Source organism: Saccharothrix syringae, from assembly GCF_009498035.1.
Lineage (GTDB): Bacteria > Actinomycetota > Actinomycetes > Mycobacteriales > Pseudonocardiaceae > Actinosynnema > Actinosynnema syringae.
In genome coordinates, this window is the sequence record NZ_CP034550.1 from 5437548 (window position 1) to 5463738 (window position 26191).

General features: G+C 75.9%; 19 protein-coding genes. 4 read left to right on the top strand and 15 right to left on the bottom strand.

The features are described from left to right. Window positions 1-58 precede the first annotated feature (58 nt). The gene (hrpA, locus tag EKG83_RS23550; protein WP_033429369.1) at window positions 59-3961 is read left to right on the top strand and encodes an ATP-dependent RNA helicase HrpA; all 3903 of its coding nucleotides are present in this window, start codon (window positions 59-61) and stop codon (window positions 3959-3961) included. Window positions 3962-4012: 51 nt separating this feature from the next. Here the strand turns inward: hrpA and EKG83_RS23555 are convergent, their stop codons facing one another. From EKG83_RS23555 to EKG83_RS23570, 4 genes are all read right to left on the bottom strand, one after another. Further along, entirely contained in the window at window positions 4013-4624 is a 612-nt protein-coding gene (locus EKG83_RS23555) for a short chain dehydrogenase (protein WP_033429368.1), read from the bottom strand. A gap of 26 nt (window positions 4625-4650) precedes the next feature. Next, window positions 4651-5304, bottom strand: a complete 654-nt coding sequence (locus EKG83_RS23560) for a hypothetical protein (RefSeq protein ID WP_033429367.1) — start codon at window positions 5302-5304, stop codon at window positions 4651-4653. A gap of 210 nt (window positions 5305-5514) precedes the next feature. Then, window positions 5515-6042, bottom strand: coding sequence for a nucleoside/nucleotide kinase family protein (locus EKG83_RS23565; RefSeq protein WP_033429366.1), 528 nt, complete (start codon window positions 6040-6042; stop codon window positions 5515-5517). Next, window positions 6039-6524 (bottom strand): MarR family winged helix-turn-helix transcriptional regulator, encoded by a 486-nt coding sequence (locus EKG83_RS23570; RefSeq protein ID WP_033429714.1) that lies wholly within the window; start codon window positions 6522-6524, stop codon window positions 6039-6041. The genes EKG83_RS23565 and EKG83_RS23570 overlap by 4 nt, the downstream gene beginning before the upstream one ends. Window positions 6525-6854: 330 nt before the next feature. Between EKG83_RS23570 and EKG83_RS23575 the strand changes: the two genes are divergently transcribed. Together EKG83_RS23575 and EKG83_RS23580 are read left to right on the top strand one after the other, a co-directional pair. Then, window positions 6855-9596, top strand: coding sequence for an AfsR/SARP family transcriptional regulator (locus EKG83_RS23575; RefSeq protein WP_322746684.1), 2742 nt, complete (start codon window positions 6855-6857; stop codon window positions 9594-9596). A 118-nt stretch (window positions 9597-9714) separates the two neighbouring features. After that, window positions 9715-10074: a hypothetical protein gene (locus tag EKG83_RS23580; protein WP_033431091.1), complete on the top strand. Its 360-nt coding sequence runs from the start codon at window positions 9715-9717 to the stop codon at window positions 10072-10074. A gap of 79 nt (window positions 10075-10153) precedes the next feature. Here EKG83_RS23580 and EKG83_RS23585 read toward each other — a convergent pair whose 3' ends face one another. Then, window positions 10154-11659 carry an MFS transporter gene (locus tag EKG83_RS23585; RefSeq protein ID WP_033431092.1) on the bottom strand — a complete coding sequence of 502 codons (1506 nt, stop codon included), beginning with the start codon at window positions 11657-11659 and terminating at the stop codon, window positions 10154-10156. Window positions 11660-11801: 142 nt separating this feature from the next. After that, window positions 11802-12416, bottom strand: coding sequence for a TetR/AcrR family transcriptional regulator (locus tag EKG83_RS23590; protein WP_033431093.1), 615 nt, complete (start codon window positions 12414-12416; stop codon window positions 11802-11804). A 76-nt stretch (window positions 12417-12492) separates the two neighbouring features. Here EKG83_RS23590 and EKG83_RS23595 point away from each other — a divergent pair, with 76 nt between their 5' ends. Continuing rightward, window positions 12493-13419, top strand: coding sequence for a zinc-binding dehydrogenase (locus EKG83_RS23595; RefSeq protein WP_033431094.1), 927 nt, complete (start codon window positions 12493-12495; stop codon window positions 13417-13419). A 6-nt stretch (window positions 13420-13425) separates the two neighbouring features. Here EKG83_RS23595 and EKG83_RS23600 read toward each other — a convergent pair whose 3' ends face one another. The 9 genes from EKG83_RS23600 to EKG83_RS23640 form a co-directional block, all read right to left on the bottom strand. Then, the gene (locus EKG83_RS23600; RefSeq protein WP_033431095.1) at window positions 13426-16749 is read right to left on the bottom strand and encodes a hypothetical protein; all 3324 of its coding nucleotides are present in this window, start codon (window positions 16747-16749) and stop codon (window positions 13426-13428) included. Window positions 16750-16855: 106 nt separating this feature from the next. After that, window positions 16856-17398 (bottom strand): RICIN domain-containing protein, encoded by a 543-nt coding sequence (locus EKG83_RS23605; RefSeq protein WP_033431096.1) that lies wholly within the window; start codon window positions 17396-17398, stop codon window positions 16856-16858. 119 nt (window positions 17399-17517) lie between these two features. Further along, the gene (locus EKG83_RS23610) at window positions 17518-18153 is read right to left on the bottom strand and encodes an FHA domain-containing protein (protein WP_033431097.1); all 636 of its coding nucleotides are present in this window, start codon (window positions 18151-18153) and stop codon (window positions 17518-17520) included. A 3-nt stretch (window positions 18154-18156) separates the two neighbouring features. Beyond that, window positions 18157-19446 carry a vWA domain-containing protein gene (locus tag EKG83_RS23615; protein WP_033431098.1) on the bottom strand — a complete coding sequence of 430 codons (1290 nt, stop codon included), beginning with the start codon at window positions 19444-19446 and terminating at the stop codon, window positions 18157-18159. Then, entirely contained in the window at window positions 19436-20416 is a 981-nt protein-coding gene (locus tag EKG83_RS23620; protein WP_033431099.1) for a PP2C family serine/threonine-protein phosphatase, read from the bottom strand. The genes EKG83_RS23615 and EKG83_RS23620 overlap by 11 nt, the downstream gene beginning before the upstream one ends. A gap of 22 nt (window positions 20417-20438) precedes the next feature. Beyond that, complete coding sequence (locus tag EKG83_RS23625) at window positions 20439-22886, bottom strand: serine/threonine-protein kinase (RefSeq protein ID WP_033431100.1); 2448 nt, start codon at window positions 22884-22886, stop codon at window positions 20439-20441. Further along, window positions 22883-23908 carry a hypothetical protein gene (locus EKG83_RS23630; RefSeq protein ID WP_033431101.1) on the bottom strand — a complete coding sequence of 342 codons (1026 nt, stop codon included), beginning with the start codon at window positions 23906-23908 and terminating at the stop codon, window positions 22883-22885. The genes EKG83_RS23625 and EKG83_RS23630 overlap by 4 nt, the downstream gene beginning before the upstream one ends. 1 nt (window position 23909) lies before the next feature. Further along, the gene (locus EKG83_RS23635; protein ID WP_033431102.1) at window positions 23910-24857 is read right to left on the bottom strand and encodes a glutamate ABC transporter substrate-binding protein; all 948 of its coding nucleotides are present in this window, start codon (window positions 24855-24857) and stop codon (window positions 23910-23912) included. Continuing rightward, window positions 24854-26137, bottom strand: a complete 1284-nt coding sequence (locus tag EKG83_RS23640; RefSeq protein ID WP_033431103.1) for a hypothetical protein — start codon at window positions 26135-26137, stop codon at window positions 24854-24856. The genes EKG83_RS23635 and EKG83_RS23640 overlap by 4 nt, the downstream gene beginning before the upstream one ends. Window positions 26138-26191: the final 54 nt, after the last annotated feature.

Consider the following 26191-nt stretch of genomic DNA (forward strand, 5'->3'; position numbering starts at 1 on the left):
GTGATCCGCCGGATAATCGGCGGCACCGGTTTCGCCGCCCCGATATCCTTGACCCCAAATGAGTACCACCTCGCACGCTGACCTGCGCAAACGCCTGTCCGACCTGATGACGCGGGACCAGCGGCGGCTGGGGCGCCGCCTCGACGGCGCCCGCAAGGTCCGCGACGACGACGCGCGCGCGGCCGTCCACGCGGAGATCGAAGCCGACATCGAGGCCGCCGAGCTGCGGGTCGCGCTGCGCCGCGAGGCCGTGCCGAAGATCACCTACCCGGGTGAGCTGCCGGTCAGCGCGCGCAAGGACGACATCGCCGCCCTGATCCGCGACCACCAGGTCGTCATCGTGGCCGGCGAGACCGGCTCGGGCAAGACCACCCAGCTGCCCAAGATCTGCCTGGAGCTGGGGCGCGGCGTGCTCGGCCAGATCGGGCACACCCAGCCGCGGCGGCTGGCGGCGCGCACGGTCGCCGAGCGCGTGGCCCAGGAGCTGAACACGCCGTTGGGCAGCGCGGTCGGCTACAAGGTCCGGTTCACCGACCAGTCCGGCGACGACACGCTGGTCAAGCTGATGACCGACGGCATCCTGCTGGCCGAGATCCAGTCCGACCGGATGCTCAGCCGCTACGACACGATCATCATCGACGAGGCCCACGAGCGCAGCCTCAACGTCGACTTCCTGCTGGGCTACCTCAAGCAGCTGCTGCCGCGCCGCCCCGACCTCAAGGTGGTCATCACCTCCGCCACCATCGACCCGGAGCGGTTCTCGCGGCACTTCGGCGACGCCCCGGTCATCGAGGTCTCCGGCCGCACCTACCCGGTCGAGGTGCGCTACCGCCCGGTCGTGGACCCCGACGACCCGGACGCCGACCCCGACCGCGACCAGACCCAGGCCATCTGCGACGCGGTGCGCGAGCTGCAAGCCGAGGGCCCCGGCGACGTGCTGGTGTTCCTGTCCGGCGAGCGCGAGATCCGCGACACCGCCGACGCCCTGGCAGCGCTGGACCTGCGCAACACCGAGATCCTGCCGCTCTACGCGCGGCTGTCCTTCGGCGAGCAGCACCGGGTGTTCCAGCCCCACACCGGCCGCCGGGTGGTGCTGGCCACCAACGTCGCCGAGACCTCGCTGACCGTGCCCGGCATCAAGTACGTGGTCGACCCCGGCACGGCCCGCATCTCCCGCTACAGCCACCGGCTCAAGGTGCAGCGGCTGCCCATCGAGCCGATCTCGCAGGCCAGCGCCAACCAGCGCAAGGGCCGCTGCGGCCGCGTGTCCGAGGGCATCTGCATCCGCCTCTACAGCGAGGACGACTTCGACGCCCGCCCGGAGTTCACCGACCCGGAGATCCTGCGCACCAACCTGGCCTCGGTCATCCTCCAGATGACCTCGATCGGCCTGGGCGACATCGCCGCGTTCCCCTTCATCGACCCGCCCGAGTCGCGCAACATCACCGACGGCGTGCAGCTGCTCCAGGAGCTGGGCGCGATCCTGCCCGCCGAGCAGAGGCTGACCCCGCTGGGCCGCAAGCTCGCCCAGCTGCCCGTCGACCCCCGCCTGGCCCGCATGGTCGTCGAGGCCGACCGCAACGGCTGCGTCCGCGAGGTCATGGTCATCGCCGCCGCCCTGTCCATCCAGGACCCGCGCGAGCGCCCCTCGGACAAGCAGCAGGCCGCCGACGAGCAGCACGCCCGCTTCCAGGACCCGGACTCGGACTTCCTGGCCTTCCTCAACCTGTGGCAGTACCTGCGCGAGAAGCAGAAGGAGCTGTCGAGCAACCAGTTCCGCAAGCTGTGCCGCGCCGAGTTCCTCAACTACCTGCGCGTGCGCGAGTGGCAGGACGTCTACCAGCAGCTGCGGCAGGTCGCCAAGACCCTCGGCGTGCACGTCAACGACCAGCCCGGCGACCCGCGCAACATCCACATCTCGCTGCTGTCGGGCCTGCTGTCCCACCTCGGGCTCAAGGACGTGCCCAAGCGCGAGCCCGGCAAGCGCGCGGCCACCGAGTACCTGGGGGCGCGCGGCGCGAAGTTCGCGATCTTCCCCGGCTCCGCGCTGTTCCGCAAACCACCCCAGTGGGTCATGGCCGCCGAGCTGGTGGAGACCTCCCGGCTGTGGGGCCGCATCGTCGCCCGCGTCGAACCGGAGTGGGCCGAGCGGCTGGCCGGGCACCTGGTCAAGCGCACCTACAGCGAACCGCACTGGGAGGCCCGGCGCGGCGCCGCGGTGGCCCTGGAGCGCGTCACCCTCTACGGCGTGCCGATCGTGACCTCCCGCAAGGTCGACTACGGGCGCATCGACCCGGGGCTGTCGCGGGAGCTGTTCATCCGCCACGCCCTGGTGCAGGGCGAGTGGACCACCCACCACGAGTTCCACCGCCGCAACCGCGAGCTGCTGGCCGAGGTGGAGGAGCTGGAGAACCGGGCCCGCCGCCGCGACATCGTCGTCGACGAGGACACCGTCTTCGACTTCTACGACCGGCGCGTGCCCGCCGACGTGGTCTCCGCCCGGCACTTCGACGCCTGGTGGAAGAAGGCCCGCCGCGAGCAGCCCGACCTGCTCACCTTCGACAAGGCGATGCTGGTCAACGACCGCACCGGCGTCACCCCCGAGTCCTACCCCGACGAGCTGCGCCGCGGCGGGCTCAGCCTGCCGCTGACCTACCGGTTCGAACCCGGCGCCGCGGTCGACGGCGTCACCGTCGCCCTGCCGCTGCCCGCGCTGACCACCCTGCCCGCCGACTCGCTGTCCTGGCAGGTGCCGGGCATGCGCACCGAGCTGGTGGTCTCGCTGATCCGGTCGCTGCCCAAGCCGATCCGGCGCAACTTCGTGCCCGTGCCCGACGTCGCCGCCGCGGCCCTGACCGGCATCGACCCGGACGAACCGCTGCTGCCCGCCCTGGAGCGCGAGCTGCGCCGGCTCACCGGCGTCGTGGTCGACCGCGGCGACTGGCAGCTCGACCAGGTGCCCGAACACCTCAAGCTCACCTTCCGCGTGGTCGACGAGGACGGCCGCGAACTGGCCCGCGGCAAGGACCTCGCCGCGCTCAAGGACCGGCTGCGCGGCCAGCTGCGCGAGTCCCTGGCCGCCGCCGCGAGCAACCTCGCCCGCACCGGCCTGACCCGCTGGGACATCGGCGACCTGCCCCGGACCGTGCAGCGCCGCCGCTCCGGCATCGTCGTCACCGCCTACCCGGCGCTGGTCGACAAGGGCGACTCGGTCGCCGTGGAGATCCTCGACACCCCCGGACGCCAGCGGCACGCCATGTGGCGCGGCACCCGCCGGCTGCTGCTGCTCAACGTCCCCTCCCCGGTCAAGGCCCTGCAGCGCGGCCTGACCAACGCCGAGAAGCTGGCCCTGACCCGCAACCCGCACGGCGGCGTCGCCCCCCTGCTGGCCGACTGCATCAGCGCCGCGGCGGACAAGCTCGTCCGCGACGCCGGCGGCCCCGCCTGGACCGAGCAGGGCTTCGCCCGGCTCACCGAGCACGTCCGCCGCGGCCTGGGCGAGGCCACCTTCGACGTGGTCCACCAGGTCCGGCGCGTGCTGGAGGCCGCCCAGGAGGCGGAGCTGCGCATCGGCACCGTGCGCGGCGCGGTGTTCGAGGAGTCCCTGGCCGACGTGCGCGCCCAGCTCACCGGCCTGGTGCACGCCGGGTTCGTCACCGAGGCCGGCGCCGAGCGGCTGCCCGACGTGCACCGCTACCTGCAGGGCATCACCCGCAGGCTGGAGAAGCTGCCGCACAACCTCGACCGCGACCGGGAGTGGATGGACCGGGTCCACGAGGTCCACGCCGAGTACCGGGAGCTGCGCGCCGCCCTGCCCGCCGACGAGCCGCACCCCGAGCTCGACGAGGTCCGCTGGATGATCGAGGAGCTGCGGCTGAGCTACTTCGCCCAGACCATCGGCACCCGCTACACCGTCTCCGACAAGCGGATCTTCAAGGCGCTCGACGCCGTGCCGCGCTGACCCGGGGCCGGTCGGTTGTCGGGGGGACGCCCGTCCCCCCGACAACCGACCTCAGACGGACACGTCGGACGGGCACGCGGACGGCACCAGCGCCCGACCGGTCACGCCGCCGTCCTCCACCGCCGCCACGTAGGCCCGCGCCACCTCCGCCACCGGCGTGCCGCCCGCCTCGCCGAGCGCGAGCAGCGTCTCGCGCACCCAGCCCGGGCTGACCACGTTGACCCGCAGCCCGCGCGGCAGCTCGGCCGCCGCGGCGCCCACGAACGCCTCCAGACCGGTGTTGGTCAGCGCCCCGAACGCGCTGCCGCGCGTCGGCCCGGGGAAGGTGCCCGAGGTCAGGGTCACCGAACCGCCGTCGGGCAGGTGGCGGACCGCCCGGCGCAGCAGCAGCACCTGACCCAGCAGCTTGCCCCGCAACCCCCTGGTGAACTCCTCGTCCGTGCCCGCGTCCACGGGCACCAGCGCGCCACCGGCCGCGCAGCACACCACGGCGTCGATCCCCGGCACGGCCGCGAACAGCGCGTCCACGCTTTCCGGCCGCTCCAGGTCCACCCGCACCGCACCCTCGCGCGAGGCGGGCACCACCTCGTGGCCGCGGGCGTTGAGCGCGGCGGCCACCGCGGCGCCGATCGTCCCCGTCGCACCGATCACCACGACCCTCACCGGTCGATCACCCCGCCGCGGCGAACTCAAGCGGACAGGCCCTGACGGGGGTGGAAGTCCTCCAGCACCCCGTAGGAGGTCCCCGGGTCGTCCGGGGCGCCCAGCCGGATCGGCGCGGCCAGGGTGTAGACGGCGCCACCGGACGTGGTGCCGTCCGGCTCCGCGGTCACCTCCGGCGGCGGGTACCGGGTGTGGTGGGCCGTCCACTGCCCGGGCTCGGCGGTGGCCAGCGTCGAGGCGCCGTCGCCGACGGTCAGCGCGAAGGACTGCAACCAGGTCTCCACCAGCCGCCCGTCGGCGTCCTTGGTGAGCACGCTGTCGGGGGACTGGGCCCGGCCGGGCAGCCCGAGCGCGACCGCGCCCAGGTCCGGGTGCTGCGCGGTGAGCGCGAAGTCCACGCACCGCAGGTACACGCGGTCGGTGCCGGCGACCACCAGCCGGACGGTCCTGGTGCCGGTGAACAGCAGCGGGGTGGGCTCGCACGCCGTGGCGGGCGCGTCCACCGTCAGCGTCGCCGTGCCGACGACCCGCAGGGTCACCGTCTGGCTGCCGGCGGCCAGCAGCTGGCCCAGGCCGAGGGGGTCGGCGCCGGCGCGACCCACCGCACCGGCGGCCAGCACGGCCCCGGCACCGACGAAGGCGCCGCGCAGCAGGGCGCGGCGGTTGAGAGAAGACGTCACGCCCGGCATCATCGGGCCGCGCCGGGGCGGTGCCGGGCAGGACAGGCCCGGGGTTCACCCCGCCGAGTGGTGTGCATGATCGATCGGGTGACGAGGGGACCGCGGCCGATGCGCCACGCCACCCGGCCCGACGGTCTCCCGGGGCCGCACGACCACCCAGCCCACGACCACCGGGCCGCACGTCGCGCCCCCCGCCCCACCGTCCCCGCCTCACCAGCCGGCCAGCTCCACCACCCGCTCTGCGACCCGCACCACGGACCGCCCGTCGGTCGGCACCCGCACGGTGTGCGCCGGCGCCTCCCGCGCCAGCCTGCCCGCCGCGGCCAGGCCGCGGGTGACGTGCGGCTCGAACTGCGAGCCGACCTCCCGCCCGGCCAGGCGCTCCCGCACGGTGGCCTCACCCGCCGTGAGCAGCACGGACGTCACCCGCACCGGTGGTCCGGCCCCCATCGCGCGCCGGATCATCGGCTCTTCGAGCACGCTGACGGTGTTGGTGTAGATCAGGCGCGACTGCCCCAGCGCGGCGTAGTTGGCCCACACCGACGCGAGGTTGCGCTCGGTGATCGCGGTGCGGTGCGGGTCGCCCGGCGGCGCCGGGTGCACCTGGTCGAGGAAGTCGCCCTCGACGAAGCAGTGCGCCGTGCCCGCCGCCCGCAACAGCGCCGACACCTCCCAGCCGACCGACGTCTTGCCCACCCCCGCGCCACCGCCGATCAGCAGCAGCTCCCGGACGGTCACTCGCAGACCTCCAGCAGCGCCCGCAGCGCGTCGGCCACCGCGGCCCTGGTGCGGTCGTCCAACGGCTCCAGCAGCCGCGCGTAGTGGGCCATGTGCTCGGCCATCATGCCGTCCACCAACTGCCGCCCCCGGTCGGTCAGCTTGATCCGCACCACCCGCCGGTCCGCGGCGTCGGGCACCCGCTCCACCAGGCCCTTGGCCACCATCCGGTCGATCCGGTTGGTGATCGCCCCCGCGGTCACCAGCGACGCCGACAGGAACGCCCCCGCGGTCATCCCGTGCGTGGAACCGGCCCGCCGCAGGGTGGTCAGCACGTCGAACTCTCCGGGCTCCAGGTCGTAGTGCGCCAGGAACTCCCGCAGCTCGCGCTCCAGCAGGCGCGCCAGGCGCATCACCCGGGCCAGCACCGCCATCGGCGAGGTGTCCACGTCCGGGCGCTCCACCGACCACTGGGCCAGCACCAAATCGACCGCATCGGCCATCAACTCCTCCAGGAGTGTCGACGCTCGGGGAAAGTGATCGGCGCTCACCGGGGCTTCGACGCCGAGCGGGCTCGGCACCGGGTTGAACGGCACGAGCCGCACCGGGCGCCATCCGCCCGGTGCCGCGTTGAGAACTGCGGTCCCCCTCCGATCCGCACCAGCCCACCGTAAGCGCGTGATCCACTCGCGCACCCTGTTTGTGGGCAAATCAGGCGCGTCGGCGGACACGGGACTGGTCTGGTCGGCGGCCCTGACCGGTGAAGACTGTGAACGGGGCCGGCGGGTCGCCGGGCGCGGGCGTCGGTCAGGATGGCCCGGAGGAGGTGCGGCGTGGAGGTACGCCTGCTGGGTGAGGTGGTCGTGCTGGCGGGTGGTCGACCGGTGGACCTGGGGCCGGCCAGGCAGCGGTGCGTGTGGGCGGCGCTGGCGCTGGACGCCAACCGCGTGGTGCCGGTCGAGCGCCTGGTGGAGCGGGTCTGGGACGAACCGCCGCTGCGCGCCAGGGCGGTGCTGACCAGCTACGTCTCCCGGCTGCGGCAGGCGCTGGCCGGGCACGACGGCGCGGTGGGCCTGGTCCGCCGCTCCGGCGGCTACCTGCTGGAGGCCGACGAGTCCGTGATCGACCTGCACCGGTTCCGCGCCCTGGCCGCCCGCACCGGTGACGTCGACGCGCTGACCGGGGCGCTGGCGCTGTGGCGCGGCGAACCGCTGGCCGGCCTGTCCGGGCCGTGGGTCGAGGCCGAGCGCGACCGGCTGCGCCAGGAGCGGCTGGCCGCCGAGCACGACCTGGTCGACGCCAGGCTCGCCGCGGGCCAGGGCGCGGAGCTGGTCGCGGAGCTGGCCGCGCGGGCCGCCGAGCACCCCCTGGACGAGCGGGTCGCCGGGCAGTACCTGCTGGCCCTGCACCGCGCCGGGCGCACCGCCGACGCCCTGGCCCACTACCGGCTGGTCGAGCGGCGGCTGGCGCGGGACCTGGGCACCGACCCCGGCCCGGCCCTGCGCGAGCTGCACCGCCGCCTCCGGGACACCGACCCGGACCCCGACCCCGACACCGCCCCGCCCGTCGCGACCGGCCCCGTGCCCCGGCAGCTGCCCGCCGCACCACCCCACTTCACCGGCCGCGACGCCGAACTGACCGCCCTGACCGCCGCCGCCGAACGGGGCGGCGCGGTCGTCATCTCCGCCATCACCGGCGCCGGCGGCATCGGCAAGACCTGGCTCGCCCTGCACTGGGCCCACCGCAACCTCCACCGCTTCCCCGACGGCCAGCTCTTCGTCGACCTGCGCGGCTTCAGCCCCGACAGCGAACCGATGGACCCCGCCGTGGCCGTGCGCGGCTTCCTCGACGCGCTCGGCGTGCCCCCGGGCCGCCAACCCGCCGACCCCTCGGCCCAGACCGCCCTGTTCCACGAGCTGGCCGCCGGCAAGCGCATGCTGCTGGTGCTCGACAACGCCGCCGGTGCCGCCCAGGCCGCGCCGCTGCTGCCCGGCGGCTCGACGTGCACCGTGCTGGTCACCAGCCGCAGCCGCACGGCCGCCGCCGTCGCCGGCCGGGAGCTGGCCCTGGGCGTGCTCGACGACACCGAGGCCCGCGACCTGCTCACCGCCAAGCTCGGCGCCGGCCGCACCGCCGCCGAACCCGCGGCCGTGACCGAGCTGATCCGGCTGTGCGGCGGGTTCCCGCTGGCCCTGGGCATCGTCGCCGGCCACGCCCACACCCGCCCCCACCTGCCGCTGTCGGTCGTCGCCGCCGACCTGCGCGACCTGGGCCTGGCCGCGCTGGAGGACAGCGACCCCACCGCCAGCCTGCCCGCGGTGCTGTCGTGGTCCCTGCGCGCGCTGACCCCCGACCAGCGCCGCGCCTACGCCCTGCTGGGCACCGCGCCCGGCCCGGACATCGGCCTCCCGGCCGCGGCGAGCCTCGTCGGCCTGCCCCGCGACGAGGCCGCGGCCGTGCTGGCCGCGCTGGAGCACGCCTCGCTGCTCACCCGCGACGGCCACGACCGCCACCGCATGCACGACCTGATCCGCGCCCACGCCGCCGACACCGCCCACGACCTGCCCGAACCCGAGCGGGACGCGGCGCTGCGGCGGCTGCTCGACTTCTACCTGCACACCGCCGACGCCGCCGACCGGGCCGTCTACCCGTCCCGGGGAACGCTCGCCCTCGACCCGCCCGCGCCCGGCGTCCACCCGCACCCCGACTTCGACCCCGCCACCGCCATGGCCTGGTTCGACGCCGAGCACCCCAACCTGCTGGCCGCCCACCACCACGCCGCCGCCCGGGGCCGCCACCGCACCACCTGGGACCTGGCCCGCAGCCTGCACAGCTACCACCAGCGCCGCGGCCACCTGCACGACCGGATCACCGTGTGGCGGGCCGCGCTGGCCGCCGCGGCCCACCTGCCCGACCCCGGCGCCCTCATCCAGGCCCACCGGCTGCTCGGCACCGCCCAGGCGCTGCTGGGGCGGCACGAGGAGGCGTTCGAGCACATGCACCGGGCGCTCGCCCTGGCCGAGGAGCACCGGGACCCCACCCACCAGGCGCACACCCACCGGATGCTCGCGCTGGCCTGGGAGCGGCAGGGCGACGACCGCAGGGCGCTGGAGCACATCACCCGGTCCCTGCACCTGCACCGCGCGCTGGGCCAGCCGGTGCTGGAGGCCGACGCGCTCAACGCCGTGGGCTGGTACCACGCGCGGCTGGGCGACTACGACACCGCCCGCGAGCACTGCCTGGCCGCGCTGGCCCTGCAACGGGACCAGGCCGACGACGGCGCCGTGGCCAACACCCTGGACAGCCTCGGCTACATCGACCACCGCACCGGGCGCCACGCCGAGGCCGTCGAGCACTACCGGCAGGCCCTCGACCGCTACCGGGAGCTGGGCATCACCTACGAGTACACCGACACCCTCGACCGCCTCGGCCACCCCCACGCCGCCCTCGGGCAGCGCGACCGGGCCCGCGAGGTGTGGCGCGAAGCGCTCCGGCTCTACCGGCACCAGGACCGCGACACCGACGCCGACCGCGTGCGGCGGCAGCTCGACGAGCTCGACGGCCGGCCGGGGTGAGGCCCGGCCGCGCCGGGCCGCACCGCGCGCGGACGCCGGGACCGCTCCCCGGTGCCCGGCCCTACCTTCGGCGCGACCGGCACCAGCCGTGCCGGGACGAGCGAGGAGGGAGTTCGCCATGGAGAAGTTGTCGAAGCTCGCCGTGAGCGGGGCCGTGTGCGCCGCGTTCCTCGGCTTCGGCGCCGTGACGGCGGCGCAGGCCACCGCCGCCGGTTCCCCGGCGGCGGCACGGGCGACGGTCCGGCAGGTTCCGGGCTGGGAGGTCTACTACGAGGACTGGTTCTACTCGGCGGCCAGCTGCGAGGCGCGCGGCAACGCCATCGTCAACCCCGGGAGTTCCCAGCACATCCCCGGCGCCCTCGACTACGACTGCTGGCTGGGCTCGGGCGACGCGCGGTGGTCGATGAGCATCCTCTGGTGCGACTGCCGGGCGGACGGGGGCGACGCGCGGTGGTCGACGGGCGCCCGCCGGAGCTGACGCGGCAGTCGCCTCGTGAGGCGGTCCGCGTCCGCCGGGTCGTCCCCGCCACCGGCCCGGTGGCGGGGACGACCCGGCGTCAGGTGGCGAACGGCGAGGAGGCACCCTCGCCGCGGGTGGTGCCGCGGCGCCTGGCCGACAGCGGCAGGGCGACGTCCTCCAGGGACTTGCCCTCCGCGTCCACGGCGAGCGCGCGGGCCACCAGCCCGCCGGCGATCATGACGGCCGCGCCGAGCAGGTAGCCCAGGAACAGGCGGACCGGGTGCTCGCCGGTGCCGATGAGGGCGCCGTAGACGACCGGGCCCAGCGCGCCGAAGCACTGGGCGATGGCGAAGAACACCGCGATCGCCTTGGCCCGCACCTCCAGGGGGAAGATCTCGCTGACCGTCAGGTAGGCCGCGCTGGCGCCCGCCGAGGCGAAGAAGAAGATGACGCACCAGGCGATGGTCTGGGTGATCGCGTTGAGCGCGCCCACGTAGAACAGCACGGCGGTCACCGCGAGCAGGACGCCGGAGATGACGTAGGTGCCGGTGAGCATCTTGCGGCGGCCCAGGGTGTCGAACAGGTGGCCGATGGCGAACGGGCCGACCAGGTTGCCCACCGCGAACGCGATCAGGTAGATCGGCGTGGTGCCCGAGGGGACGCCGTAGAACTTGCCGAGCACCAGGGTGTAGGTGAAGAAGATCGCGTTGTAGAGGAACGACTGGGCGATCATCAGCGACGCGCCCAGCACCGCCCGCGACGGGTACTCGCGGAACAGCACGCGGGTCAGCGCGGCGTAGCCGATCCGCTCGGCCGGGGTGACCTCGATGGCCTTGTCCCGGTCGACCGGGGGCAGCGCGACGCCGGAGCGCTCGACCTCGCGCTCGATCCCGCTGATCGACTCCTCGGCGTCGCGCTCCCGGCCGTGCATGATCTGCCACCGCGGGCTCTCCGGCAGGTGGCGGCGCACCAGCAGGATCACCAGGCCCAGCACCGGGCCGATCAGGAAGCCCAGCCGCCAGCCCAGCGACAGGTCGGTCTTGTTGAGCAGGATGAACGTGCCGAGCGTGCCCAGCACGGCGCCCGCCCAGTAGGTGCCGTTGACCGCGATGTCCACGCGGCCCCGGTAGCGGGCCGGGATCAGCTCGTCGATCGCGGAGTTGATGGCCGCGTACTCGCCGCCGATGCCCATGCCGGCGATGAACCGGGTGAGGTAGAGGAACGCCACCCAGCCCGGGCCGTTGCCCAGCGTGAACGCGGTCAGGCCGCTGCCGACCAGGTACACCACCAGGGTGATCATGAACAGGTTGCGGCGCCCCAGCCGGTCGGACAGGTTGCCGAAGAACAGCGCGCCGACCACCTCGCCCGCCAGGTAGACGGTGGCCAGCAGGCCGACCGCGGTGGAGGACATGTGCAGCGTCTCGGGGCTGGTGAGGGTGTCGGCGACCGCGCTGGCCACCGTGATCTCCAGGCCGTCGAGGATCCAGGCCACGCCCAGCGCGACGACCATCCGGGTGTGGAACCGCGACCACGGCAGCCGGTCGATGCGGGCGGGGATCAGGGTCCGCATCCCGGAGGACGTCGTACCGGGTGTCGTCGCCATGACAACCTCCTCGGAAGCGTGGTGCGCCCGAATTACCCTGCGCGAATCACGCGAAAACCGGAGTTGCCGAAGCCGGATTCATTTGTTGTGTGCCTTTTTAGATATTTGTCCGGATTTTCCGGCCGAGGCCGGGGCGTGCCGGTCACCGCACGGTCACCGTCACGCTGCCCGGTGCGGCGGCGAGCGCGGCGCGGACGCGGCGGGCCAGCGCGTCCCGGTCGGGCCGGGCCGACCCGGCCCAGTCCTCCAGGGCGCAGTTGAACGCCGCCACCAGCACCTGCAGCGCGAGGCGGGGCCGCAGGTCGTCGGCGGCGAAACCGAAGCGCTCCCGGAGCACGTCCACCGAGGCGCGGATGGTGCGGTCGCAGAAGTCCAGCCCGTGCGCGTTCATCGACGGGGTCGAGGCGGCCAGCCGGCGGGTGCGCGCCACGCGGTCCGCCCACCCGTCGGCGGGCATCCGGGCCAGCGCGGCGAGCAGGGCGTCGCGCAGCAGGTCCAGCAGGGTGCCGCCGTCGGCGGGCGTGGTCGGCAGCTCCGCGAGCACCGCGCGCCACAGGTCGTGGACGGGCGCCAGGGCGACGTCCTCCTTGCCCGTGAAGTAGCGGAAGAACGTCCGCTTGGACACCTCGACCTCGGCGCACAGCTCGTCGAGCGTGACGCCGTCGAAGCCGTGCTCGGTGAACCGGATCAGCGCGGTGTCGACCAGCGCCTGGCGGGTGCGCAGCTTCTTGCGCTCGCGCAGCGGCAGTTGATCCACATCACGAAAGTCTACCCGGTACACAATCGCCTCTCCTAGGCTTGTGCCACTCAGTGGCACCACTTGGGAGGTCCCCGTGCACGCACTCTTAGTCGACCGCTCCGCACCCGGCGGACTCCGGCTCGGCGAGGCGCCCGACCCGGTGCCGGCACCGCACCAGGCGCTGGTCCGGGTCACCGCGACCTCGCTCAACTACGGCGAGGTCGCGCACGGCGTCGCCAACGCCCCGGAGGGCACCGTGCTCGGCTGGGACGCCGTCGGCGTCGTCGAACGCCCGGCCGCCGACGGCACCGGACCCGCCGCCGGCACGACCGCGGTCACCTTCGGCATGGACGGCGGCTGGGCCCGGCTGCGCGCCGTGGACACCGACCGGCTCGGGATCGTGCCGCCCGACGCGGACGCCGGGGCGATCTCCACCATCCCGGTCGCGGCGGGCACCGCGCTGCACGGCCTGCACCGCCTGGGCCCGATCCTGGGCAGGCGCGTGCTCGTCACCGGCGCGACCGGCGGCGTCGGCCGCTACGCCGTCCAACTCGCCCACCTCGGCGGCGCGCACGTCGTCGCCTCCACCGGCGACCCCGACACCCACGGCGCGGGCCTGCGGGCGCTGGGCGCCGACGAGGTGGTGGTCGACCCCGCCGACACCGACCCCGTGCACGGCGTGCTCGACATGGTCGGCGGGGCCCAGTTGGTCTCCGCCTACGACCGGCTGGCCGGGGGCGGCACGCTCGTGGCCATCGGCCACGCCACCGACCAGGGCGAGCACTTCCCGTTCGGCGCGTTCTTCGGCGACGGCGACCGGCACGACCGCTCGGTGACCTCGTTCTTCCTCGGCGCCGTCCGCGGCCTGGGCGCCGACCTGACCTGGCTGGCCGGCGCGGTGGCGTCCGGTCGGCTCGACCCGCAGATCGCCTGGCGCGGCTCCTGGCGGGACGTGGCCGAGGCGACCGCGCTGCTGCGGGAACGCCGCCTGCACGGCAAGGCCGTCCTCGACCTCGACTGACCCGCGTCAGGCGCGGGCGTCGGAGCGGGTGAGGGCGGCGTGCCCGGAGGACCCGCCCCGACGCCCCGCCGCGGACCGCGCCCGAACACCGGGCCGGTCACCGTCGACCGGTGCGCCCAGGGTCGGCCTGCCGCAGTACGCCAGCGCCAACTCCCGCACCACGACCGGGGTGGCGTCGGGACGCGCCGCGAACAGCGGCCCGAGCGGGCGGTGCCACTCGTCGATCTCCAGCACCTCGCCGATCACGTGCGCCCGTCGGTGCCGGGGGAGCGCCGGGACGATGGCGGTCAGCGCCGCCGACCGCGCGGCGGGGTGGTCGACGGCGCCGGTCAGCTCCACCGCCCACTCCGGTTCGCCGAGGCGCGCGGTGGCCTCGGCGACGGCGGACAGCGCCCACGCGCGGTGCCCCGCCTCGGGGATCGAGCCGGCCAGCGAGGAGGCCCAGCCGACGTCGCCCCGCTCGGTGGCGCACCGGGCGAGGTGGGTCAACGCGCGCGCCCGGGTCCGGCTGTCGGTGACGGACCGCGCCAGCACCTCGGACCGGTCGAAGCGGCCGGTGTCCGCGGCGGCCTGGGCGGTGGTCGCGATGGCGTCGGAGCGCTGGTCGAGGTGCGGGACCGCGCTCGCCGCGGCCTCCGCCCGGTCGAGCAGGCCGTCCGCGCGTTCGTCGTCGGCCGCGGCCCCGGCGACGCGGGCGAGGTCGGCCAGGGCGAGGGCCTCCCGGTACGGGTCCTCGATCGAACAGCTGAGGTCGACGGCGTGCTCGATGCCGGCCGCGTACAGGTCGCGGTGACCGGTGCGCGCCGCGGCGCCGGCCAGCCTCGCCCAGGCCACCGCCCGCCGGGCCGGGTCGGTCGCGGACTCGTGGAGGTCCCGGAGGTCCCGGGAGCGGGCCGGCGCGGGCCCCGCCGCGCCGGTGCCCGGGTCGTCCGCGGCGTCGGCGAGCCGCCGCCGGACGTGGTCGCGCAGCCGGTGCGCCCAGTCCTCGTGGCCGTTGGCGGCGGCCGCCGCGGCGACGGCGGTCAGGGCACGTGCCAGCTCCCCGGCCGTTCCGGTCACGCCGAGGGGTGTTCCCGACCGCCGGATGACGCCGCCGGCGCGCGTGCGGTCACCGCAGTGCCGGGCCTGTTCGACGACCGACACCAGCGCCCACGCCCGATCGCCCGGATCGGGGATCGACCAGGCCAGTTCCTCGGCCTGGTCGAGCAGCGCCGCGGCCTCGCCGGTGCGCCCGCCCCCGGCCACGGCGCGGGCCAGCGCGGTGAGCGCCCGGACGCGGTGCGCCCGACCCGGCACACCGTGCTCGACCAGGCTCCTGGCCCAGCTCGGGCGCTCCGCGGCCGCCGCCGCGCAGGCCAGGTCCTGCACGGCCAGGGCGCGCTCGTCGGCGTTGCGGACCTGCACGACCTCCTCGCCGGCCCGCGCGAGCAGCGCCGCGGCGAGCTCGGCCTCCCCGGCGAGGGCGGCGTGGCGGGCGATCGCGCACGCCGCGCGAGACCGCCGGTACGGGTTGGTGACGGTCGGCAGCACCGCGGTGGCCAGGTCGAAGTCCCCCGCCTCGGCCAGGGCCCCGACGTGGCGCTCCAGGACCGCCTGCCCGATCAGCTCCACGGCCCCGGACCGCGCCTGCTCGTCGTCGACGCGGCGGGCGATCGACTCGGCCCGCGCGGGGTCGTCCGCGGCGGCGGCCACGGCGACCAGCGCCAGCGCCCTGGTCCTGCGGTGGGGGTCGGGGATCGAGCCGGCCAGGGTCTCGGCCCAGGCGGGGTCGCCGGCCGCCGCGACCGCCTCGGCGACGACCGCCAGCGCCGCCGACCGGTCGTCGAGCCCGGGGATCGACCGCGCGACCTCCTCCGCCCGACCGGTGTCCCCGACCTCGGCGAGGGTCCGGGCGAGCGCGGTCAGCGCGCGCGTCCGGTCGTCGGCGTCGGGGATCGAGCGGGCCAGCTGCTCGGCGCGGCCGACGTCGCCCAGTCGCGCCCACGCCGCGGGCAGCGGGACCGGCACGTCGCGGACGGCGGCGAGGCGGTCGCGGTGGACGGCCAGGCGGACCAGCGCGACCAGGTCGGGGGAGTCCTCCTCGCGCAGGCGCGACATCGCGCAGCAGAGGTCGTCGACCGCGGCCCGGTCGTCCCCGGTCAGGGCCAGCAGCCGGGCCCTGCGCTCGGCGCTGGTGGCCAGCTCGACCGCCCGACGACCGCCCCGCTCCTCCAGCACGAGTTCGAAGTAGCCGCGCAGCAGGTACTCCGGGGTGTCGGGAGGCCACCCCCGCGCCCGGTAGCGCCGGGCCCAGGCGTGGACGCGGCGGCGGTACCGGTCCAGCTCCGACGGTGCGAAGAGCCCGCAGGCCGCCTCCCGCAGGTCCCGGTGCCGGAAGGAGTACACGTCCGCCGCGGCCGCCCCCGGGTGCAGGGGTGCGCGTCGCACCAGGCAGCGGTCCGCCGCGCCGAGGAGGCCCGCGACCTCCCGCGACGGGGTCCCGCACAGCTCGGCGAGGTCGTCGACCGCCAGGCCGCCCCGGCACACCGCCAGCAGGCCGACCAGGTCCCCGGCCCCGTCGACCAGGGTGGCCAGGTCGTCCTCCGCCCCGGCCCTGGCCTCCCGCGCGACCCCTGACGGCGGGAGGACGCGCGCGCAGCGCGGTGCCGGTCCCGGGGCGCGCCCGGTCACCACGACCCGCAGGTTCCCGGGCGGTCGCGCGGGCAACGACGACGGCACGCGGTCCGGATCGGCGGCACCGTCGACCACCAGCACGAGGTGCTCGCCGTGCTCCGCGCACTCGTCCGCGGCCTCCGCCAGCAGATCCGGCAGACGGGCCTCCCGGGCGGAACGCGACGTCACCCCGGACGCGGACCGGCCCAGCAGCGCCGCCAACTGGTCGGTGACCTCGTCGACGAAGGCCATGCGGGCGTTGCGGCCCGTCGACTCCGGCGCGCCGAAGAACGACACGACCCGCACCCCGGCCGGCGGGTGCGTCGCGAACCACGCCGTCAACGCCGACTTCCCGCCCCACGCCGGCGCGGTCCACCACTGGTACGGCGCCGCGGGCCGGGGCGAGGTGCAGAAGTCCTCCAGCTCGGCCAGCTCCGCCTCCCGGCCGAGCAGTTCCCGGGGCGCCACGGCACGCGCCCGGTCGAGGTGGCCGGTGCGCGGCGGCGGTGCGACCCGCCCCGGCGCGGCGGTCGAGGGCGGGGCGTGCCGGGTGCCGACGTAGACGTTGCCGTGCACCACCCCGATCTGGGCGACGGTGCCGTGCACGACGCCCGCCACGGTGTTGACCACGTGCCGAGCGGGCGCGATGCCGCCGCCCGGTGAAGCGCTGCCCGCCATCGCCCGCCCCCACGCCGGAGATCCGCCGGTCCTCGTGCGAGTCTGGCACGGGACGACCGGTGCGGGGGCGGCTCTTCGCGGCACCCCCGCACCGGTCCCGGACCACCTAGGCGGCGAAGACCTCCCACCACTGCTGCGACTGGAAGTTCTTCTCCCACAGCTGCGCCACCGCGCCGTTGCCCGCGTCGGGGTCCCGGTCCACCACGGTGTTGTGGTCGTTCAGGTACAGCTCGTTGTAGATGGCCAGGTCCCCGTCCAGCCGCCACCACCGCTGCTGCGGGCTGTGGTTGCACTCCCACAGCTGCAGGCGGGTGCCGTTCGCGCCGCCGCCGTTGGTGTCGGCGTCCAGGCACATGTCCTGGAACAGGCCGTTGACCAGGTAGCCGTCGTCGGTCGAGAACCACCTCTGCTGCGGCTCGCCGTTGCAGTCCCACACCTGGACCCTGGTGCCGTTGCCGCCGCCGGCGGCGTCGGCGTCGAGGCACTGGCCGCCGTTGCCGTGGAGGCTGCGGATGCCGACCCAGGCCGCGTCACGGGCGACCGAGCCGCCGAACGAGACCGGTGCCGAAGGTGCCGACGAGGCCGCCGCCACGCCCGGCACGCACGCCGCCGCCGCGCACAGGGCGATCGCACTGATGGTCTTGCGCATGTTTCCCCCTTGCCCCTCGGCGACCTGTCGGCCACCGCGGGAGGTTGACTGGATTCCCACGTCCACCACCCTGCGCGGCCGACCCTGCGCGGAGTTCACCGATGTGTGGAACCCGCAGGTCAACCGCCCGAGGAGTGCAGGGTGACCGTGGTCCAGGCACCCACGTGCACCCGGTCGCCGGGGACCAGCGGGTGCGGTTGGTGGGGGCGCAGCGGCTCGGTCGCGTCGTTGACCGTGGTGCCGTTGGTCGACCCCAGGTCCACCACGGCCCAGCCCCCGTCCGAGGGCACCAGCAGCGCGTGGTGGTGGGAGACGCCCGGGTCCTCGGGCGGGCCGACCAGGTCGATGCCCGGGAAGGTGCCCCGCGACCGGCTGCGCCGCCCGATCGACACCTCCACCGCGCCCAGCTCGAACCGCCGCTCCGGGCAGAACCGGGGGAACTCCACCCCCGCCGCGTCCGGGCCGCCCGCCGCCACCACCACCCGGTCGAAGTGGGCGCGGTCGGCGGCCACGGTCACGTGCCAGGTCACCGGTGCCGCCACCGGGGTCGCCGGGCGCAGCGAGTCGTGCCCGCACTCCTCGCAGAACCGGCCCACCCGCGCCGCGCCGCACGCCGCGCACGCGCCCTCCGGCGGAACACCCGGCGGAACACCCGGCGCAGCGGCCGCGGGAGCGGCCTCCCCGGAGATCGGCGCCCCGCACACGTCGCAGAAGTCCTCGGTGGTCGAGCCGTGGCCCGCCGGGCACCTGACCATCGGTTAGGCCCTCCCGATCCGCCGGGTCACCGTCGACCGGGTGTCCAGGGTCATCTCGTCGGCGTCGGCGACCTGCCGGCGCAGCCGCACCGTCCCGGTCGGCGCGTCCTGCACCTCCACCACCCCGGCCAGCAGCCGGGCCGTGTCGGTGTTGCCGGTCTCGTGCGCCAGCCGCACCGCCCGCCCCAGCCGCGCGGTGGCCCGCTCCGCGTCACCGGCCCTGCGCGCCTCCAACCCCTCCCGGATCGCCGACGCCAGCTCGGCCTGCCCGGTGTGCTGGGCGACCTCGGCGTTGATCCGCGTGGACAGCGCCACGTCGTCGGTCCACACCGCCAGCACCCGGCCCTGTCCCAGCACCGCGCCCGCCGGGTCGACCAGGCTCACCCGCGAGGCCAGCATCCGGTCGCCCACGCCCGCGGGCCGCACCCGCACGCACAGGTGGTAGTCGCGGCTCTCCCCGGCCGCCCACGCGCCGGTCGGGTAGTCGCCCACCCGCGGCGCGGACTCCACCCGCCACCCGGTCAGGTCCACCAGCGTCGGCGCGGCCTGCTTGAGGAACCGCACCTCCGCGTGCTCGGGCGTCCACAGCCGCAGCGACACGTCGGCCACCGCCTTGCCCATCGCCGCCACCGCCATCGACCGGAAGTCCTCGGCCAGGTCCGCCGGGTCGGCCACGATGTCCACCGACCCCAGCAGCGCCTCGGAGATCCGCCGCAGCTCGGCCACCCGCCAGTTCGTGCCCACGCCCCGGCAGTCGCAGGTGAAGCCGCCCGCCACGTGCTCCAGCACCTCGGTCAGCCGCTCCGGCGTCTCGTGCTGGTTCTCGCCGTCGGTCAGCAGGATCGCGTGCCGCAGCTCCGCGTCCTGGCCGGCGAACAGCCGGTCGGCCAGCAGCAGCCACTGGCCCATCGCGGTGCCGCCGTCGGCGTGCAGCCGGTTGACCGCCTTCTTCGCCGCCGCCCGCGTCGCCGGGCCCGCGACCTCCATGCCGGGGCCGTTCGGGTAGACCACGCGGGCCGTGTCGGTGCCCGCGACCACCGCGAACCGCACGCCGTCGCGCAGCGCGTCGACCGCCGCCGCGGTGGCCCGCTTGGCCGCGGCCAGCTTGGTCGGCGGGTAGTCCATCGACCCGGAGGTGTCGATGACGACCACCTCGGCCGCGGCCGCGGGCTCGACCTCCCGGCCGGGCGCGCCGGTGCCGCCCGCGGTCACCGTGACGATCGCGTCGACCTGCCCGGCCCCCTGCGGCAGGTACTCGTTCTGGAACACCTCGACGCCGAACTCAAGACCCATTCCCACCCCTCAGCTGGATCACCACCACCGTGATGTTGTCGTGCCCCCCGGCCTCCAGCGCGACGTCCACCAGCCCGCGCGCCACCTCCACCGGCGGCACCCCGCGCGGCAGCACCGCCAGCAGGTCCTCCGGTTCCGGCACGTAGTTCCACAACCCGTCGCTGCACAGCACCAGCAGCCCCGGCGTCTCCACCATGAACGTCACCGACTGCGGCTCGACCGCGCCGGCGTCCGCGCCCAGCCACCGCGACAGCACGTGCGCCCGGCGGTCGGTCAGCGCCTCCTCCTCGGTCAGCACGCCCTCCGCGACCAGCTGCGCCGCCCACGTGTCGTCGGTGGTCAGCCGGGCCGCGCCGGTCCCGGCCACCAGGTAGGCGCGGCTGTCGCCGACCCACCCCACGGTCGCCGAGTCGTCGGTGACCACCGCCGAGACGAACGTGCACGACGGCGCCACCTCGGCCGCCTCCGGCCGCGCCAGCCGCGCCACCGCCCCGTTGGCCGCGGTCACCGCGTCCGCGGTCGCCGCCTCGGCGTCCGCGCCCGACTGCAACCCGGTCAGCAGCACGTCCACCGCCGTGTCCACCGCGGTCTGCGACGCCTGCTCGGCCCGCTCCGAGGACGCCACCCCGTCGCACACCACCACCGCGACGCCGCGACCCCGGACCCGCCCGAACGCCATCGAGTCCTCGTTGCGCTGCCGCCGCCTGCCCCGGTCGCTGACCCCGGCCACGCCGGGCAGCACGAACTCCACGCGGTCCCGGACCGCGACGCGCGCCCGGCCGCAGCGCGCGCAGAACCCCTCGCCGTCGAACTCCGCCCCGCCGCACGCGCAGCGCGCCGTCACCGGCCCGCCCACGGGTGTGCGCTGCACGCGCAGGTTGCGCCCGCACGCCTCGCAGAAGCGGTCCTGCGGCGCGACCGGCGCCGCGCACTCCGGGCAGGAGTCCCGGAGGCCCGAATCCATCGTCATGCGCACATCCTGCGCCCTGCCCTCACACCAGCGTCCGGGGGCGCACCGCGTTCGCCCGGTCGACCAGCGCGATGCGCTCCTCCGGGGTGTCCGCCAGCCGCGCCAACTGCCGGTAGCAGCGCTCCAGGCCCAGCCGCAGGCCCTCCTCGGTCGGCTCGCACCCCAGCAGCCGCGCCGCACCCGGCGGCGTGCCGCCGCGCGCCAGGTCCAGCGCCACCCGCAGCAGCTCCGCGGTCAACCCCGCCCGCCTGGCCACGTCCAGCTCCACCCCCTCCAGCCGCGCACCGGCGGCCACCACGTCCGCGGGCGAGCCCGCCGCCTGCAACCGCACCGCCGCCACCTGCGCGGCCACGTGCTGGATCGAGGTGTCCGGCACCGAGTCCAGCACCGCCACCGCCGCCCCCCGGTCGCCGCGCGCCACCAGCACCCGCGCCAACCCGAACGCCGCCGACACGAACGAGTGGTCCGTGCGCCACACCACCTCGTAGTGCGCCGCCGCCGCGGCGCGGTCGCCCGCCAGCTCCGCGCACACCCCCAGCGCCAGCTTCGGCGCCGCCTCGCCCGGCAGCACGTCGCACACCTGCTCGAACGCCGCCCGCGCCGCGTCGACCCGGCCGTCCACCAGCGCCACCACCCCGCGGTACCAGCCGGGCCGCCAGTCGTCCGGCGCGGGCGCCTCCGGGTCGTCCGGGTCGAACGGCGACGCGCCCGGGAACGAGGCCGGCGCCAGCCCGTCCAGCTCCGCCACCGCCTCGTCCACCCGACCGGCCTCCACCAGCGCCCGCACCACCTGCAACCGCACCTCGGCCGTGCGCACCGGCGCCGCCCGCAGTGCGGTCACCGCCTGGTCGGGGTCGCCGCTGCCGGCCGCCGCGGCCAGGAACCCCGCCGCCGGGTCGGAGGTGTCCACCTGCGGCACCGGCAGCCCCCGCGCCACCGCCCGCACGTCCAGCTCCTCGTCGACCTCGGTGCCGAACGCCCGCCGCTCCGGGGTGAACTGCCGCGACAGCCCCGGCCGCGGCACGCCGTCCTGCCGCGCCAGCACCTCCCGCAGCACCCCGGTCAGCTGCTCGGCCATCTCCTCGGCGCCCGCGAACCGCTGCTCCGGGTCGCGGTGGGTGGCGCGGGCCAGGAACCGGCGCAACGAGTCGTGCTCGCGCAGCAGCGGCTGGTCCCCGGGCGCGGGCAGCGACTCCTTGTACCTGCCGCGGAAGTCGAAGTGGAAGCTCATCACCGCCAGCGCCCGCCCGACGGTGTAGAGGTCGGAGGCCACCGACGGGCCGACCGAGCCGATCTCCGGCGCCTGGTAGCCGATGGTGCCGTAGATGGGGGAGTGGCGGTCGTCCGCCCGCCGCACCGCGCCCAGGTCGATCAGCTTCAGCTGCTCCTCGGTCTGGATCACGTTGTCCGGCTTGAAGTCGCAGTACAGCAGGCCCACGCCGTGCAGGTAGCCCAGCGCGGGCAGCACCTCCAGCGCGTAGGCGATGGCCTGGGCGGTCGGCAGCGACTCGTACCCGGTGCCCTCGGCCCGCAGCTGCTTGATCATGTCCTTGACCGAGGTGCCGCCGACGTACTCCATCACGATGTAGTCGACCAGCTCGCCGGTGCGCCGGTCGGCGTGCCGCACGAAGTTGTGGATCTTGACGATGTTCGGGTGCTCCACCTCGGCCAGGAACCGCCGCTCCGCCATGGCCGCGGCCATCGCGTCGGCGTCACCGGAGTCCAGCAGGCCCTTGAGCACCACCCACCGGTCGCTGACCGCGTGGTCGGCGGCCAGGTAGATCCAGCCCAGGCCGCCGTGGGCCAGGCAGCCCAGCACCTCGTACTGGTCGTGCAGCACCTCGCCCGGGACCAGCTTCGGGGTGAAGGAGTAGTGGTGCCCGCAGTGGGCGCAGAACCCCTCCACCCGGCCCGGCCGCCCCTCGCGGCTGCGGCCGACCTCCTTGCCGCAGCTGGAGCAGAACCGCTTGGCCTCGGGCACCTCGGGGTCGGCCAGCACGGCGGTCTTGGGGTCGCGGTAGGGCACCCGGGGCACCTCCACCAGGCCCGCGCCCAGGCGGCCGCGGCCCGACGAGCGGGTCGAGGTCGACGCCCGGCGCGACCGGCCGCCCGACGGGGTGGCCGGGGACCACGGCGCGGTGCCCGGCCCCGTGTCGGGACCGGTGGCCGGGCCGCTGTCGGGGCCCGTGGCGGGTCCGCTGTCGGAGCTGATGGCGAGGCCGCTGCCGGAGTTGCCGTCGGGGCCCGGGGTCGCCCCCGTCGCCGATCCGACCCCGGTCCGGCTGCCGGGACCGGGCCTGAGGGCCACCGCGACGCGACGACCGGCGGCCCCGGCGCCCGTCCCCCCGGCACTCCCGGCCGGGGGATCGGGCGCGGTCCGGGCCAGGACCGGCGCCTCCAGCCCGCACACGTCGCAGAACCCGTCGTCGTCGATCGCCCCGCCGCAGCCTGGCCGCGGACACGTCTTCATCGGCCCTCCGTCCTGGCCAGCACCGCCTGCTGGTACCGCCGCACCGCCACCGCGCCGGCCGCCAGGTCGCACGGCGCCCGGTACAGCACCTCCCGCGCCCGCCGGTGCAGCTCGCCCAGCTCGGCGTCCTCGGCGAACCCGCGCCCACCGGCCTTGGCCCGGTAGGCGGCCAACCGCCCGCGCAGCTCCGCCCGCCGGTCCAGCGACCCGGTCAGGTGCGCCAGCACCTCCCGCGCCCGGTCCAGCGCCGCACCCGCCGCGACCTCCGCGGCCGCCACGTCGGACTCCGCCACGTCGGGGAAACGCCGCCGCAGCCGCGCGAGTGCCCCGGCCACGTCGTCCCCCGGCACGGCCGGGTGCTCGCCGGCGATCCTCGCCACCACCCGTTCGCGCACCTCGCGCGCCTGCTCGCGCACCACCGCCACCTCCGCGACCCGCCGCTCCAGCGCCGCGGCGCGCCCGTCGAACCCCCGGTGCAGCCCGACCAGCTCCGCGACCTCCGCGACGAGCCCGTCGAGCGCCGGGTCCGGGGTCAGCGGGTCGGCCACCGCGCGGGCGTGCGCCTCGGCCACCCGCCGCCGCAGCGGCTCGGCGCGCGGCGAGTCCAGCCCGGCCAGCTGCCCGACCAGCGGGTCCAGCACCCCCAGCCGCCGCGACCACGCGTCGTGCGCCTCGGTCAGCACCGCGGTCACCTCGTCGTAGAGGGCCTTCATCCGCGCCACCAGCTCGGTCAGCGCGACCCGCTCGCGCACCACCGCCGGACCGGTCAGCGTGCGCACCGGCACCGGTTGCCCGTCCAGCACCACCACCGAGCGGCCGTCGGCGACCGCCGCGCGGTAGGCGTCGAACCACTCCCACAGCCGCACCATGGCCGCCGCGGTGGCCTCCCAGCGCTCGCGCGAGGCCCCGGTCAGCGCGGCGCCGCGCAGCAGCCGGTGCCCGGGGTGGTCGTCCATGGCCAGCAGCGCCTGCGCCACCCGCTCGCCCTCGGTCCCGGCCCGCACGGCCTCGTCGCCGCCCACGTCAGTCCCGGTACACCGCGACGGGCGGGGCGGGCGGCTCGCCCAGCCAGCGCTGGTGGGTCGCCGCCCACGTGCCGTCCGCGCGCAGCCGCTCCAGCACCGCGTTGGTGAACCGCACGAGGTCCTCGTGCCCCTTGGGGAAGGCCATCCCGTACGGCTCGGCGGTGAACTGCGGGCCCACCACCTTCGTGTAGGGGTCCTGCGCGGCGAACCCGGCCAGGATCGTGTTGTCGGTGGAGATCGCGTCGACCTGGCCCTGCTGCAGCATCACCAGGCAGTCCGTCCAGTTGGGCACCGACACCGCGATCGGCCCGGACGGCGCGGTCGCCACGTTGACCAGCGAGCTGGACCCCCTGGTCGCGCACACCCGCTTGCCGCCCAGCGACTCGATGCCGGTCGCGTCGGAGTTCACCGGCACCAGCACCCGCTGCCCGGCCTGGTAGTAGACCGTGGAGAAGTCGACCTTCTGCCAGCGCTCGCAGGTGATCGTCATGGTGCGCACCACGATGTCGACCTGGCCCTGCTCCAGCGCCGGGATGCGCTGGTCGGAGGTCAGCACCTTGAACTGGATCGCGTCGGGGTCGCCGAGGATCGCCCGCGCGACCTCGCGCGCCATGTCGACGTCGAAGCCCTCCAGCTCCCCGGACAACGGGTCGCGGAACCCCATCAGGTAGGTGTTCTGGTCCACGCCGGCGATCAGCCTGCCCCGGGCCCGGATGACGTCCAGGGTGGGCCCCGACGACTGGCCGGTCGGGCGCAGGCTCGCGGTCGGGTCGCACGACGCGGGCGCCACGGCGGCCCGGCTGGGCGGCTCGGCCAGCTCCGACGCCTCCGCCGGCACGGGCGGCACCGGCGTCGACCCGCCGATCGGCGGCGCGCTGCTGGGCACCGGCGCGCACGCCGCCAGCAGCAGGGCCAGCAGGACACCGCTCGCCGAGAGCCACCTCATCGGTACTCCTTCAACCGCTGCCACAGCCCGAACGTGGCGGCCGCCGCCGCGAACAGCGCCAGCACCGCCACCGCGGGCACCGCGCCGACCATCGCCGCCCGCGCCCGGCCGATGCCGCCGGTCAGCTCCGCCCGCGAGGCGCCGATGGCCTCCACCAGGTCGCCGTCGAGCCGGTCGAACGCGGCGGCCGCGCCACCCTCGTCCTGCCCCAGCACCAACGCCACCGCGGTGTTGTGGTCGCCGTCGCGGTCGGCGTCGCGGACCCGCTCGTGCGCCTGCCGCCACTGCGCGTGGTGCTCGCGCGCGGCCACCACCGGGGCCGCGCCGCCGTAGGCGCCCGCCTGCGCCAGCAGGCCGTCCAGCTCCGCGTCGACCTCGTTGAAGCGGTTGTCGTAGAGGGCACCGCCACCGCGTGCCACCAGCGTCAACGTCTCGTCGCCGCGCGCGCTGAGGGTGGCGATCCGGGCCCGCGCCAGCACGTCGACCAGCGCCGCCTCGTCCTTGCCCGCCGCCGCGTGGTAGACCGCGAGCAGGCTGGCGGCCAGCACCCACAGCAGCGACACCGCGGTCAGCGCGGTGGCCACCACCAGCCCGGGGTTGAGCACCCGGTTGGTGCGGCGGGTCAGCCAGCGCTGCGCGACCGCCAGCACCGCCAGCGCGGCCACGCCCAGCAGCAGCTCCAGCCACGGCAGCGATCGGGCATGGTCCAGGTCGCGCGCCACGTTGCCGGTCTCCACCCCGTACAGCTCCCGCGCCGCGGGCAGCAGCTCCGACCGCATCAGGTGCGACGCCTCGCCCAGGTAGGCCGCGCCCACCGGGTTGCCCTGCCGGTTGTGGGTGCGGGCGGTCTCCACCAGCCCGGTGTAGACGGGCAGCCGGCCCGACAGGGTGGTCAGCGCGGCGCTGACCTCGGGGGAGCGGGTGATCTCGCTGGTCGCGGCGGACAGCGCGGCCGCGGCCTTGGCCACGTCCGCCTCGTACCGCTGCCGCAGCGCCGCGGACTCCACGCCGCCGGACAGGAACGCGCCGGCCGCGGTGGCGTCGGCGTCGGCCATCGCCCGGTAGACCTCCTGGGCGGCGAACGCCAGCGGTTCGCTGCGGTCGGCCAGCGCCTCCAGGGCGGCCGAGCGGCGCTGGAGCGACCCGGTGGTCAGCGCCCCGACCAGCAGGCTCACCGCGATCAGCAGCAGGGCGAGCGCGCTCAACCGGCCGGGGGTGCTGCGGGCCAGCCCGGTGACCCGGCGCACCGCGCCGCGGTTGCGTTGAGCCTCGACCAGCACGACCGCCCCCTTTCCGAGGTGATCGGCGCCACCCACCGCCGCTGTTAGCGTAGA

Excerpts from the sequence above, each read along its gene's own strand:
- EKG83_RS23580 (WP_033431091.1), top strand. The coding sequence starts at position 9,715 with ATGGAGAAGTTGTCGAAGCTCGCCGTGAGCGGGGCCGTGTGCGCCGCG.
- EKG83_RS23625 (WP_033431100.1), bottom strand. The coding sequence starts at position 22,886 with ATGAAGACGTGTCCGCGGCCAGGCTGCGGCGGGGCGATCGACGACGAC.
- EKG83_RS23610 (WP_033431097.1), bottom strand. The coding sequence starts at position 18,153 with ATGGTCAGGTGCCCGGCGGGCCACGGCTCGACCACCGAGGACTTCTGC.
- EKG83_RS23600 (WP_033431095.1), bottom strand. The coding sequence starts at position 16,749 with ATGGCGGGCAGCGCTTCACCGGGCGGCGGCATCGCGCCCGCTCGGCAC.
- EKG83_RS23635 (WP_033431102.1), bottom strand. The coding sequence starts at position 24,857 with ATGAGGTGGCTCTCGGCGAGCGGTGTCCTGCTGGCCCTGCTGCTGGCG.
- EKG83_RS23570 (WP_033429714.1), bottom strand. The coding sequence starts at position 6,524 with ATGGCCGATGCGGTCGATTTGGTGCTGGCCCAGTGGTCGGTGGAGCGC.
- EKG83_RS23605 (WP_033431096.1), bottom strand. The coding sequence starts at position 17,398 with ATGCGCAAGACCATCAGTGCGATCGCCCTGTGCGCGGCGGCGGCGTGC.
- hrpA (WP_033429369.1), top strand. The coding sequence starts at position 59 with ATGAGTACCACCTCGCACGCTGACCTGCGCAAACGCCTGTCCGACCTG.
- EKG83_RS23585 (WP_033431092.1), bottom strand. The coding sequence starts at position 11,659 with ATGGCGACGACACCCGGTACGACGTCCTCCGGGATGCGGACCCTGATC.
- EKG83_RS23615 (WP_033431098.1), bottom strand. The coding sequence starts at position 19,446 with ATGGGTCTTGAGTTCGGCGTCGAGGTGTTCCAGAACGAGTACCTGCCG.
- EKG83_RS23620 (WP_033431099.1), bottom strand. The coding sequence starts at position 20,416 with ATGACGATGGATTCGGGCCTCCGGGACTCCTGCCCGGAGTGCGCGGCG.